This is a genomic window from Aeromonas sp. Y289-2, assembly GCF_027705925.1.
Lineage (GTDB): Bacteria > Pseudomonadota > Gammaproteobacteria > Enterobacterales > Aeromonadaceae > Aeromonas > Aeromonas veronii.
In genome coordinates this window covers 188,079-200,784 of the sequence record NZ_JAPDCH010000008.1, presented here as the reverse complement: position 1 = coordinate 200,784, position 12,706 = coordinate 188,079, and the positions used below count along the sequence as shown (strand labels likewise).

The window sequence follows — 12,706 nt, the reverse complement described above, 5'->3', positions numbered from 1 at the left end:
CTACACGCCGAAACAGCGCTTGGCACAGGCCGCATGACCTCTACTTTTGAGTGCTCCAAAAAATGGGGGGATTACCAAATAACGAACAAAAATGGTGGCATTCCTAATTTCGAGCTGTGGACAACTGGACGTCTGTCTGATGAGTCAATTGCCCGTATTGAAAGGACTAAAGAAGCAAATATAAAGAAATTTAATCTTTTGGTTTTTGGTCCGAATGAAATAAGGAATGTGGCAAGTTCTGATGATGCAGCTTTGAAAATATTGAAAGAGCATTTTCTTCCTAAGGCTTAGCATATCTCGTATGTTGGGCTTCTCAGACTCAGCACCAACCTACCGATTATGTAGGTTGTGGCTGAGCGTAGCGAAGCCCAACGTTTACCGCGAAATCTCTTTTTCTTTCCCCTTATCCCCGACCCTTTTCCTCCTTTTTTAATCAATGGGAGACGGGAGCAATGCCGTTACCGCTGTCCGATTACGCTTCGCTAATCGAACCTACGTGGCTGGCGATCATATTTCCGGTGCCGCTTTATCCCCTCTCCCTTTGGGAGAGGGTGAGGGGAGCGGGTTGGCACAATATGCTGCACTTGATCACCCCCCTCTTGCGCCGCCCGATTATCCCATCCCCCAAATGACTGAATCGTGAGTTAAATCCGGTAAATGGGGCGCGCTTGAGCCACACTTATGGCCACCCTGACTCAGCCTGCGCCGTGAGTGGCCGATAACCGGGGAAACGGCGGTACGGTGGGGTTCTGGCTGACAGATCTGTTGCAATATGCCAAGGTAGCGCCTCATGACAACAGTGCGGTTCCCCGTGGTGGCGCGGGGCGGAAGAACAAGGATAACTGCTATGGTGCAGGACAGTGACACGATCAGGATCTCGGATGTCAGCGAGGCCGTGGTGCATGGCATTCTGGAGGTGACCAGCGATGGCATCTGGGATTGGCATGCCAATACCGGTTTTGTCTATCGCAACCCGGGCTGGTACCGGATGCTGGGCTACGAGCCTCACTCCCTCGGCAATACCGTCTTCACCTGGGAGAACGTGATCCACCCCGACGATCTGGCGGCTGTGATGGCGAAGTTCGATCTCTGCCTGAGCGGCAGCGCCCATGAGTATCGTGCCGAGTACCGTTGCCGCTGCCGTGATGGCAGTTACCTCTGGATTGAGGATTGTGGCCGCATCATTGAGCGCAATCCCGACGGGTCTGTGGCGCGGATGATCGGCGCCCATCGCGATATCCACGCCAGCAAGTTGTTACTGGAGCAGCTGGAGCGGCGCAATCAGTCGCTGGAGCAGCAGGTTGCCGAGCGCACCGCCGAGCTGGTGCGACTCAACGAGGCGCTGCAACAGAAAGCCGAGGAGAACCGTCTGCTGGCAGAGACCGATGCCCTGACTGGCGCCGCCAGTCGCTATCGGCTGGAGCGGGCGTTGCAGCTGGAGTGCGAGCGGGCGCGGCGCTTCCATCAGCCGTTTACGGTGATCGCCATGGATGTGGACAACTTCAAGCAGATCAACGACAGCTATGGCCACAACGCCGGGGATCAGACCCTGATCAACATAGTGGCGCTGGTGCGCCGCCATATCCGCGAGATCGATCTGCTTGCCCGCTGGGGCGGTGACGAGTTTATGGTGTTGTTGCCCAACACCGGCCGCGAGGATGCGTTGGTGGTGGCGAGCAAGTTTCAGGCATTGATGGCGAGCGAGCCCATCTGCCCCCATGCGCCCGCTACCATGAGCTTCGGGTTGGCGGAGTATCAGCAGGATGAGCAGAAGGAGAGCCTGATGGTGCGCGCCGATCGGGCGCTCTATCAGGCCAAGCAGCTGGGTAAAGACCAGATCTGCTAACGCGGGGTACGGAAAGAAGAGCAGTAAAAAGGGCCGCAGGTTTGAAACCTGCGGCCCTTTTGTATTGTTACTGACGCGGCGCGACTTAGAAGTGGTAGCGCAGACCCAGCTTGAAGGTATCCAGAGAGTAGTGCTCGTCACCCAGGCTCAGGGCGTCGAACTGGCGCTCGTAACCGATACCGGCAGAGAAGTGGTCGTTGAAGGCGTAGTCCAGACCTACTTCCAGATTGGGGTGTACCTTGCTCTTGGTTGCGCTCTTGCTTCCCTGACCGCTGAAACCGAGGAGAGTGGCGTTGCCCACAACTTCCACTTCGGTGCGAGTGTAGGCGATACCCGGTTTGGCATAGGCGCTGAAGCCCCAGGCCAGCGGCTGGCTCAGCTTGGCGGCCAGGCTGATGCTGCGGGTTTCGATGGTGGTGTCGGCAAAGCCGCTTGCAATCGGGGAGGTCACCCAGACCAGCTGATCCATCTGTTGGGCGTGCAAGCCACCTTCGACCGCCAGCCAGGGTTTGAAGCTGTAACCCACGATCAGGCTGCCGCCGTCGAGCTGGTCGTCGATCACTTTGGCGTCATAGGCGTCTTTGGCAGCACCATCGAGATCCATCTTGGAGGTGGTCAGATCCAGACCTGCATACCAGCCTTCGGCATGGGCGCCGCCATTCATGGCCAGAGCAAGCAGGGAGAAAGCGGCAATTTTATTAAACTTGTTCATGGATAAATAACCTTGTGTTGCGTGAACTGCGTGTGATTTATATTGCTCAATCCATGAAGCTTTTTATATTTCCGTCATTGCTCTGCTTTCACAGAGGGGCCGCAGTATAGTCAGCACATTTCTGAATAACAAGAGAGTGATTTCCCCATTCTTCTAAATATGACTGGCTGCAAGCAGGGGCATTTTGTTTAATAAATGGTGTTATTAGAGTTTTAGCTTTATTGAGGTTTAAATAATTAACTGGTGAGGCAAATGACAGGCTGAGAGTTCGGTTTTGGTTCTATGTGATTGATTTATATCGGCATTAAATTTTCATTCGAGCGTAGCCGTGATGAGTTGTCTAAAAATTGGCATCTCAGATGTCACTCACAGGCGCCAAGCTCTTTTCGATGATTTTTTGAACGCATCACAAGGTGAAACCGTGAGAAGAAAATCTATCTTTTTGCCTGTTTTTTGCTCTTTTTGAGGTTTGGGATTGTTCCCATCGAGGGTTTTGGTGGTCTTTTGAGGCTGTTTTTGCGTGGGCTATGTTGCCCACCAGATGAGTGGGTGGGTTCTTATGGGTGGCTTTTCTCTTCACCCGGCCGCAGTTGTTGGGGTGGGCATGAGGCGCGATAAGCAGATATGGGTCGTGCGGCCTGATTAATTTTGTTTGCTTATATATACAAGCCATTTAAAAGATAGGTTTTTGGAGGTTTAAATAACTTTATTATATTCGTTTTTATATTTTAGAAGCTTCCCAATCAAGCCATTTAAATATATTGAATGGCAATAACACGGTATTGACGACCGTTTAGAATACCTTGCCAGAGAGGTCGTGGTGGCTGGTGCATCAGTGGGCGGCGGGTGGCCTGTCACACTTCCCCTTGCCGGGGCCCTTGACCTGACCTGCGAATTCAGGGAAAAGAAAAGGGCGGTGCTATCAGCGCCGCCCAATGCCAGGAAAGAGAAAAAACCTTACGGTTTAAAAGATAAAAATTTGGAAGCAAACAATCGATTTCTCAACCAGGAAGGGTCTTGAATTCGATACGTTTCGATTATGCGCGATGTTCTATGCAGCACTAGCAAAATGTTTGCGGGTTGAAAGATATGCACTGTCTGGTGTCAGATTTTGCGACCTCATCGTTCAACTGGTCTGTCCTGATGGGCGTTATAGGCGATTTTTTCTCTAGGCTGTTTTTTCGGTGTCAATATCTGAGCCTTGAAGGTAAAAACAGGTCAGAAGCTGACTCGGCATAACCATGCAATGAAAGTGCGATAACAAGGAAGAGTGGCATGACCTACAGCCAGACCCTGGCCAACAATATTCTCGACACCCTGAAGAAGACCCTGACCGACAAGGGGATCCGCTATCAGACCCTGGCAGAAGCCATGGGTGTCTCCATCGCGACCGTGAAACGGATGATGAACAAGCCCTCGCTGCCGTTCGATACCCTGCTGGAGATCTGCCATCTGGTGGGGCTCTCGTTCGAGGAGTTGCTGGATCGCACTCAGGACGCCCAGAGCCGCCGCGCCGTCTTTACCCAGGAGCAGGACGAGGCGTTTCACAACGAGCCGGGGCTCTACGCCTTTCTCGCCAATATCTTCTGGCGCGACAAGACGCTGATCGATCTCAAGCGGGAGTACGGCCTGACCGATGCCTCCTGCTACCTCTATCTGCGCAAGCTGGAGAAGCTCGGCATTTTGCAGCTCGGTATCGACAACAGTTACCACTTCCTCATCAGCGAGCGGATCAGCTTCGAGCAGCACAGCCGTTTCGCCCGTCAGCAGGCACGGCAGGCAATGTCGGTGCTGGGGGAGTATCTGGTGGAGAACATGCACAAGTCGAACAACTATATGGCGCTCTGCCAGCTGCACCTCAACGAGGGAGAGGCGATGGCGCTGATCGACCGGATGAAGGAGTACTGGCATCAGGAGATCAAGCTCAACCGCCCCGCCATCGGCCAGCAGGAGCACGCCAAGACCTACACCATGTCGCTGCAACTGGCTGACTGCGGCTACCAGAGCTTCGACGACATGATCCCCAATATCGACAACTGATCCCTGCGGATCCTGCGGGATCCACTCTGTTGGCTGGAGTCTAATCGGCGACCCGGGTTTGTTGCAGCTTGCCTGCGAGCGGCTGCAATGCTCGCGTATCCAGACAGATGCGGATGGCATCCGGCCGCCAGTGCTCGATATCGCAATCCACCAGAGCGCCCCGCTCGTCATAGTTGACCCGCACCAGCCGTAGCACGGCGCTCCCCTCCGCCAGATTGAGGGCGCGGGCGATGGCGCCGCGCGCCGCCGAGGGGGTGATCTCGAGACTCGCCCCGCCTTGGCCTATGCCATAGCGCTGCTGATAGAGCTCGGTGAGGGAGCTGGCCAGCGGCGCGCTGGCGATATCGGGAAAGCGGCTCGCCAGCAGGTGGTGGCTGACATGAAGCACCGGGCGGCCGTCGATCAGCCGCTGGCGGCGGATTTCATAAAGTGGGGTGAAGGGTTCCAACCCCATCCAGCGGCACAGCTCGCTGCTGGCAAGCTCGCTGCCGTGGGCCAGCACCCGGGTTTCGGCGGTGCGTTGCTGCTCGCCGATCCACTGGTGAAAGTGGGTGTGGATGGCGGGATCGTAGGTGAGGCGGGGTGGTGCCACAAACCAGCCGCGCCGTTCGGCACGGTAGATAAGGCCGTCCGCTTCGAGGCTGGAGAGCGCCTCCTTGATGGTGATGCGGGTGGTGGCGAAGCGCTCGCTCAGGGCCCGTTCGGCGGGCAGCTGCTGCCCTGCCGCCAGCTGGCCGCTGCCGATATAGCGGCGCAGGGTCTGGCAAATCTGTTCGCACTTGGAGGAGACGCGGCCATCGGCCATGCTCTGTTCGTTCACTCTCTGTTCGTTCACTCTCTGCTCGCTCAATCTCGGCTCGGTCACACGCTTGTCCCTGTTGCTTATTCAGAAGGCGGATGGCTGGCCAATCCCTTGCTGGAATAGTCCAGCCTCACTCGGGTTCAGAGTTGTAACCGCTGTGGATGACAGCGCCATGACAGGGTGATTGTCATCAAACTGCCATTAAAGCGCCCCGCCACCGTCACAATTCCCCTCTAGCATCCCTCTCGAACCTTAACTGACCTAGTCCAGAGGGATGGGATGATGAAAAGCGTGATCGCAAGTGCACTGGCCCTGGTGGCCGTCAGCCAACCACTTTTTGCAGCCGAGAATATCGCGGATCTCGAAAAGGCCGCCCGCGGTGAAGGCCAGCTCCACAGCATCGGCATGCCCGACAGCTGGGCCAACTGGAAGGATACCTGGCAGCAGCTGGGCAGCATCTACGGCATCAAGCATCAGGATACCGACATGAGCTCGGCGCAGGAGATCGCCAAGTTCGCCGCCGAGAAGGCCAATGCCACCGCCGATATCGGCGATGTGGGAGGCGCCTTCGGTCCGGTTGCGGTCAAGCAGGGGGTCACCCAGCCCTACAAACCCTCCACCTGGGCTGATATTCCCAACTGGGCCAAGGATGCGGACGGTCACTGGATGCTGGCCTATACCGGCACCATTGCCTTCCTGATCAACAAGGATCTGGTCAAGGCCGCTCCCACCAGCTGGCAATCCCTGCTGGGTGGCGACTACAAGGTGACCCTGGGTGATGTGGGCGTAGCCTCCCAGGCCAACAACGGCGTGCTGGCGGCGGCCTATGCCACCGGCGGCAGCGAGAAGAATCTCAAGCCCGCCCTGGAGTTGTTCGGCAAGCTGGCCCAGCAGGGTCGTCTCTCCCTGAACGATCCCACCATCGCCAACATCGAGAAGGGCGAGGTGGAAGTGGGTGTGCTGTGGGACTTCAACGCCCTCAACTACCGCGACCAGATCGACCCCAAGAAGTTTGATGTGGTGATCCCGAGTGACGGCTCCGTCATCGCCGGTTACACCACCATCATCAACAAGTGGGCCAAGAACCCCAACGCCGCCAAACTGGCCCGTGAATACATCCTCTCCGATGCCGGTCAAATCAATCTGGCCCGCGGCTACGCCCGCCCGATCCGCAGCAACGTGACCCTGCCAGATGACGTGAAGGCCAAGCTGCTGCCCGCCGAGCAGTACGCCAATGCCAAGCCGGTGCAGGATCACGCCGCCTGGGAGCAGAGCTCCAAAGCCCTGCCGCGCCAGTGGCAAGAAACAGTCATGATCAACATGCAGTAAGGGAATCCAGTGCAACACAAGGTGATAGTGGTACTTGTGGATGGTCTGGCAGCCGAGGTAGCCCACACCATGGGCTACCTCGGTGGCATGGTGGAGGCGGGGCGGGGCCTGCATACGACCCTGAATGCTGCCCTGCCGTCTCTCTCCCGACCTCTCTACGAGTGCATCCTGACCGGCGTGCCGCCGGTGGTGAGCGGCATCACCCACAACGGGGTGAGTCGCCTCAGTCTGCATGACTCCATCTTCCATCTGGCCCGCGCCGCGGGCAAACGCACCGCAGCGGCGGCTTACCATTGGGTGAGCGAACTCTACAACCGCAGCCCCTGGCTGGCTGCCCGCGATCGCTTTACTCACGACGAGCAGTTGCCCATTCAGCACGGCTGCTTCTATTGGGATGACAACTACCCCGACAGCCATCTGCTGATGGATGGGGAATGGCTCAGAACCCAATATGACCCCGATTTTCTGCTGATCCACCCGATGGGGGTGGACGATGCGGGCCACAAGTTTGGCCTCGATTCCCGCCAGTACCGCAATCAGGCGCGCCGCATGGACAGCTTGCTGGCCGATCTGTTGCCCCAGTGGCTGGCGGAGGGGTATCAGGTGGTAGTCACCTCGGATCACGGCATGAACAACGACCTGAGCCACGGCGGCACCCTGCCGGAAGAGCGCACCGTGCCACTCTGGCTGTTTGGCGATGCCTTTATCGAGCGCTGGCCGGATGGGGTGGTGATCGCCCAGACCCAGCTCTGCGCCCTGATGGCCGATCTGCTGGGCATCCCCCACGACAAGCCGGCAGCGCCACCGCTGCTCAAGGCCGCCTTTATGCGCGAGGTGCACTGATGATTCCTGCCACCACCGAGATCCTCGTGGATCAACCCGTAGCCACCAAGCTCCGGGTGCGCCGCCACTGGCTGCCCGCACTGGTATTGCTGCCGTTTATCCTCTTGATGATCCTGTTCCAGCTTGCCCCCATGGTGTGGGTGCTGGTGGGCAGCTTTCAGACCCCCGATGGCTGGGGCATCGACTACTACCGGGAGATTTTGAGCTCCCCCTTCTACCTGCAATCGTTCGGCAACTCGCTGCGCATCGCCGGTATCGCCAGTCTGGCGGGGCTTGCCATCGGCACTCTCGGGGCGGCGGCGCTGCGCCACAGCGGCGAGCGAGTCAAGCGGCTGCTGCTGGCTTTCATCACCATGACCGGCAACTTCAGCGGGGTGCCGCTGGCATTCGCCTTCATCATCATTCTCGGCATCAATGGTGCGGTGACCCTGCTGCTGAAATCCTGGGGATTGATCGACGGCTTCAACCTCTACTCGGGGTCGGGCCTTATTCTCATCTACACCTATTTCCAGATCCCGCTGGCCCTGCTGCTGCTCTATCCGGCCTTCGATGCGCTGCAGGATGAGTGGCCGCAAGCGGCCGCGCTGCTCGGCGCGAGCAAGGGGCAGTATGTCTGGCACGTGGCGCTGCCGGTGCTGACGCCTGCGCTGCTTGGCACCCTTATCATCCTGTTTGCCAACGCGGTAGGGGCCTATGCCTCTGCCTACGCCCTCACCACCGGCAACTTCAATCTGGTGACCATCCGGGTGGCCAGTCTGGTCTCCGGCGATATCTTCCTCGAGCCCAATATGGCGGCGGCGCTGGCGGTGATCCTGATGGTGCTGCTGGGTGTGGTGACGGCCGCCAACCAGTGGCTGCTGAAAAAGAGCTATGTGAACAAGGGGCAATCCCATGCATGATTTGACGCCGCGCTGGCCCAAGTGGGTGCTGGGTGGGCTGGTCGCCACCCTGCTGCTGCCGCTGCTGGCCACCTTTCTCTACTCCATCTCCACCCGCTGGGGGGCGACCCTGCTGCCGGACGGCTTCACCCTCGACTGGTATCTCAAGCTGTGGGGCGACCCGCGTTTTCTGGCTGCATTTGGCCGCAGCCTCCTGGTCTGCTTCGCCACCCTGCTGCTGGGCACCGTGGTGCTGGTACCGACCGTACTGGTGGTGGCCTACTACTTCCCAAAGCTGGATCCCTGGATGAACCTGCTGATCCTGCTCCCCTTCGCGGTGCCACCTGTGGTCTCGTCAGTGGGGCTGCTGCAGATCTACGCCGATGGTGTCCTGCCCATTATCGGCACACCGTGGATCCTGATCGGCACCTGGTTCACCGTGGTGCTCCCTTTCATGTACCGGGCACTGGCCAACAGCCTGCAAGGGGTACCGCTCAGGGATTTGATGGATGCCGCCCATCTGCTGGGGGCCAGTAGTCGGCGCGCCTTCCTGTTGGTGGTGATCCCCTGCCTGCGCAAGGGGCTGCTGGCGGCGCTGTTTCTCTCGCTCTCCTTCCTGCTCGGCGAGTTCGTGTTTGCCAACATGCTGGTTGGCACTCGTTACGAGACCCTGCAGGTCTACCTCTACAACATGCGCGCCACTTCTGGCCACTTCACCAGTGCGCTGGTGATGAGCTACTTCCTGCTGACCCTGCTGCTCACCTGGGCGGCCAACAGATTTCATCGGTGAATCAACATGTTCCATCTAGAAGTGAATCAACTGCACAAATCCTACGGCGATACCAGAGTGTTCGAGGGGATCGAATTCGGCATTCGCAAGGGGGAGCTGGTGACCCTGCTCGGCCCCTCCGGCTGCGGCAAATCCACCCTGCTGCGGGCGCTGGCCGGGCTCACTCCGGTGGATGGCGGTCAGGTGCGGGTGGCCGGTGAAGATATCACCTGGCAGGAGCCCCAGAAGCGGGGCATCGGCATGGTGTTCCAGAGTTATGCGCTCTTCCCCAACATGACGGTGTGGGACAACGTCGCCTTCGGTCTCAAGATGAAACCCCAGCCGGGGCGGGAGCTGGCGGCCAGCGTGCAGGAGGCATTGGCGCTGGTGGAGCTGACCGGTTTCGAGCGCCGCTATCCGGCCGAGCTCTCCGGCGGTCAGCGCCAGCGGGTGGCACTGGCCCGGGCTTTGGTGGTGCAGCCGCGGATCCTGCTGCTGGACGAGCCGCTCTCGGCGCTGGATGCCCGCATCCGCCGCAGCCTGCGCCAGCAGATCCGCGAGATCCAGCAGCGCCTTGAGCTCACCACCATCTTCGTGACTCACGATCAGGAGGAGGCGCTCACCATGTCGGATCGGATCTTCCTGATGAACAAGGGATCTATCGTCCAGAGCGGCACGCCGGAGCAGATCTATACCCGTCCCGCCAGCGAGTTTGTGGCAGGCTTTATCGGCAACTACAACCTGCTTGGCGCCGAGCAGGGCAAGTCGCTGTTCGGCCCCCGTTTTCAGGGCAAGTTGGCGCTGCGGCCTGAGTCCATTACCCTGCTGCCCGCCGGGGCGACCAGCAGCGAACCCAGCCTGCCCGGCATCGTTCGTCAGCAACAGCTGCTCGGCAACGTCATCCGCTATCAGGTGGAGTGCGAGGCGGGGCTGTTGACGGTGGATTGCCTCAACCGTTCGGCTGGTGATCTGCTGGCCGCGGGGAGTGCCGTGACCCTGGCGGTGGCCCGGGATCAACTCTGTGAGGTAGCATGACGCCTCGTTTCATTTTCGTTGTTACCGCAAGGAGCCCTCATGGCACTGGCACTGTTTGATCTGGACGAGACCCTGATTGCGGGGGATTCCGCCAGCCTCTGGCTGGAGTACATGGTGGCCGAGGAGCTGGCTCCTGCCAGCATGATCGCGGAGGAGCAGGCCATGATGTCCCTCTACCATCAGGGCAAGATGGATATGCACCAGTACATGGCCTTCACCCTGCAACCGCTGGCGGGCAAGACGCGCCAGTGGCTCGACTCGCTCTCTACCCGCTTTGCCGAGCAGGTGCTGCGCGAGCGCCTCTACCCCGAGGGGTTGGCGCGTATCGAATGGCATCGGGAGCGGGGCGACGATCTGGTGCTCATCTCCGCCTCCGGCGAGCATCTGGTGGCCCCCATGGCGAAGATGCTGGGGATGGATCACTGCGTCGCCATTCTGCTCGATGAGGAGGAGGGGATGCTGACCGGCCAGACCCGCGGCACCCTCAGCTTTCGCGAGGGTAAGGTGGCCCGCATCAACCAGCTGTTTGCAGGCAGGGACCATCTCTGGCAGGGGAGCTTTGGCTACAGCGATTCCCACAACGATCTGCCGATGCTGCGGGCGGTGAGCCATCCCCATGCGGTCAATCCGGCCCCCGCGCTGCGCCTGCAGGCCGAGGAGCTGGGCTGGCCGGTGTGGGAGTGGCAGCGCTGAGTCGCGCGCCACACAGGCTTAACGTGCGGCAAGAAGCACGAAAAACAAAGAGAGAGGCTGGAGCCTCTCTCTTTGTTTTTGCTGACGGCGTTGTGGTTGATGTTGGCTGCGGTGGCTACCCCTCGTTGGTTTGTTGCCGGGGCTCGCCAAAGGCGGGAATGTCCTCCTCGGCACTCTGGTGAGGGGCGTGGCGCAGCGGGAAGCAGATACGGTTTTTCCCCTCCCGCTTGGCCTGATAGACCCCCTTGTCGGCCAGCTCCACCAGCTCTTTGGCCGAGAGCCCGGAGCGGCTGAAGGCCACCCCGCCACTGATGGTGATGGTGAGGTCGGGTTCGCGCCACTCCAGCTGCTCCACCCCGAGCCGGAACGCTTCCAGCAGGGAGGGGAGCATCGGCTGCTCTTCGCCGTAACGGAAGATCAGCACCAGCTCCTCGCCGCCATAGCGGCAGAACCAGCCCCACTCGTGGAACAGATTCATGCCCAGCTTGCTCACCCGCTTGAGCACCACATCCCCTGCCTGATGGCCATGGGTATCGTTGACTCGCTTGAAATCATCCAGATCGAACATCACCACCCCGAAGGGGGCGCCACTGTTGAGCTGCTTCTGCAGGCACTCGTCGAAGAAGCGGCGGTTGTAGAGCCCGGTGAGCTTGTCCTGATGGGCTTGCAGGCGGATCTGGGCAAAGTCCTGGCTGGCTGCATCCATCTCTTCATAGACCTTGGCCAGCTCCAGCATGCGGCGGCCGTTGTAGGCGATACCGCCGGAGCGGCTGGCGCGGATCAGCAGGGTGATCTCCCCCAGCATCCGGCGGAAGTAGCGGGACCAGAGCAGGGCCAGCAGCAGATAGAGAATGCAGGCGACGGCAATCATCAGCTGCACGTTGATGGAGACGCTGTCGATCACCTGCTGCATGCTGGCAGTCGGCTCGACGCTGAGCAGGATCCAGCGCTGCTCGGGGATGCGGTAGTAGGAGACCATCATGCCGCTGGCATCATCGAGGAAAAAGCCCTGCGGCAGTTGCATCCGGGCCAGCCAGTCGGGGTGAGCGAGGGGTTTGAATACCCGTTCACGATCCGGATGGGCCAGCACCAGTCCGTCATGGTTGAGCAGGATCTGATAGCCATTGCCCAAATGGTGACTCTGATCATGCCGACTGTTTAGCCAGCTGGCGAGGGGGGTGAGCTGGGTATCCAACGAGAGTACGCCAACCCGCTTGCCGTCAGGATCTTCAATCACCCGGGCCAGCGCCATGGTGAGAGTGCCCAAGGTGTAGTCGTAATAAGGATCAGTCCAGACAATCTGTCCGGGATGGCTGGATGCCAGCAGATACCAGGGGCGGGTTCTGGGATCGAACTTCTCGTCAGCCTGCCAGGAGGGGTGGATCAGCATCTTGCGATGCTCGGTGCCCACGTAGACGTAATCGAGTTCCATCACCTTGTGGTAGGCCTGCCACTGTTGCAGGTAGCGCTCGCCGTTGCGGATCTCCGGGCCGCTGAAATCCCGATAATTTACCTGCTGATAAATGAGCGTAAACTGGCGTTTGAGGGTCGCCAGATAGGGTTCGATCAGGGTATGGAAATACTGGGTGTTACGAGCAATCAGATATTGTTGCTGCTCGTGGCGCAGGGTGCGCTCCATATGCAGGTAGTAGATGCTGCCGAGCAGCAACACAGGGATAAAGAGCAAGAGGAGGCCCAGCCGCATGCGGGTGATCAAAGACCAAGTGTTCTTGGGCTTGGCGGGGGACATGAACAGATC

The 12,706-nt window shown here is 59.2% G+C and carries 11 protein-coding genes and 1 pseudogene; 9 read left to right on the top strand and 3 right to left on the bottom strand.

All coding sequences use genetic code 11. The features are described from left to right. Together OKC43_RS13905 and OKC43_RS13900 are read left to right on the top strand one after the other, a co-directional pair. Positions 1–291, top strand: a pseudogene (locus tag OKC43_RS13905) (hypothetical protein); the annotation flags it as partial. A gap of 556 nt (positions 292–847) precedes the next feature. Next, positions 848–1,846 carry a sensor domain-containing diguanylate cyclase gene (locus tag OKC43_RS13900; RefSeq protein WP_058057085.1) on the top strand — a complete coding sequence of 333 codons (999 nt, stop codon included), beginning with the start codon at positions 848–850 and terminating at the stop codon, positions 1,844–1,846. An 85-nt stretch (positions 1,847–1,931) separates the two neighbouring features. Here OKC43_RS13900 and OKC43_RS13895 read toward each other — a convergent pair whose 3' ends face one another. Then, positions 1,932–2,558 (bottom strand): porin family protein, encoded by a 627-nt coding sequence (locus tag OKC43_RS13895; protein WP_236271729.1) that lies wholly within the window; start codon positions 2,556–2,558, stop codon positions 1,932–1,934. A 1,275-nt stretch (positions 2,559–3,833) separates the two neighbouring features. Between OKC43_RS13895 and OKC43_RS13890 the strand changes: the two genes are divergently transcribed. Next, positions 3,834–4,598 carry a helix-turn-helix domain-containing protein gene (locus OKC43_RS13890; protein ID WP_005336490.1) on the top strand — a complete coding sequence of 255 codons (765 nt, stop codon included), beginning with the start codon at positions 3,834–3,836 and terminating at the stop codon, positions 4,596–4,598. Positions 4,599–4,638: 40 nt separating this feature from the next. On the opposite strand, the gene OKC43_RS13885 is transcribed toward OKC43_RS13890, so the two are convergent. After that, positions 4,639–5,403: a UTRA domain-containing protein gene (locus OKC43_RS13885; protein WP_236271799.1), complete on the bottom strand. Its 765-nt coding sequence runs from the start codon at positions 5,401–5,403 to the stop codon at positions 4,639–4,641. Positions 5,404–5,682: 279 nt separating this feature from the next. Here OKC43_RS13885 and OKC43_RS13880 point away from each other — a divergent pair, with 279 nt between their 5' ends. Genes OKC43_RS13880 through OKC43_RS13855 form a run of 6 tightly spaced genes read left to right on the top strand, consistent with a single transcriptional unit; the run spans position 5,683 to position 10,947 of the window. Continuing rightward, positions 5,683–6,729: an ABC transporter substrate-binding protein gene (locus OKC43_RS13880; protein WP_236271800.1), complete on the top strand. Its 1,047-nt coding sequence runs from the start codon at positions 5,683–5,685 to the stop codon at positions 6,727–6,729. A 9-nt stretch (positions 6,730–6,738) separates the two neighbouring features. Next, positions 6,739–7,572: an alkaline phosphatase family protein gene (locus tag OKC43_RS13875; RefSeq protein WP_019445456.1), complete on the top strand. Its 834-nt coding sequence runs from the start codon at positions 6,739–6,741 to the stop codon at positions 7,570–7,572. Continuing rightward, complete coding sequence (locus OKC43_RS13870) at positions 7,572–8,471, top strand: ABC transporter permease (protein WP_236271730.1); 900 nt, start codon at positions 7,572–7,574, stop codon at positions 8,469–8,471. Before OKC43_RS13875 ends, OKC43_RS13870 begins: the two co-directional genes overlap by 1 nt. Beyond that, entirely contained in the window at positions 8,464–9,240 is a 777-nt protein-coding gene (locus tag OKC43_RS13865) for an ABC transporter permease (RefSeq protein ID WP_100652380.1), read from the top strand. The genes OKC43_RS13870 and OKC43_RS13865 overlap by 8 nt, the downstream gene beginning before the upstream one ends. A 6-nt stretch (positions 9,241–9,246) precedes the next feature. Beyond that, entirely contained in the window at positions 9,247–10,254 is a 1,008-nt protein-coding gene (locus tag OKC43_RS13860; RefSeq protein ID WP_236271731.1) for an ABC transporter ATP-binding protein, read from the top strand. Positions 10,255–10,293: 39 nt separating this feature from the next. After that, positions 10,294–10,947, top strand: coding sequence for an HAD family hydrolase (locus OKC43_RS13855; RefSeq protein WP_201943813.1), 654 nt, complete (start codon positions 10,294–10,296; stop codon positions 10,945–10,947). Positions 10,948–11,062: 115 nt separating this feature from the next. Here the strand turns inward: OKC43_RS13855 and OKC43_RS13850 are convergent, their stop codons facing one another. After that, positions 11,063–12,697: a sensor domain-containing diguanylate cyclase gene (locus OKC43_RS13850; protein ID WP_236271732.1), complete on the bottom strand. Its 1,635-nt coding sequence runs from the start codon at positions 12,695–12,697 to the stop codon at positions 11,063–11,065. Positions 12,698–12,706 lie beyond the last annotated feature (9 nt).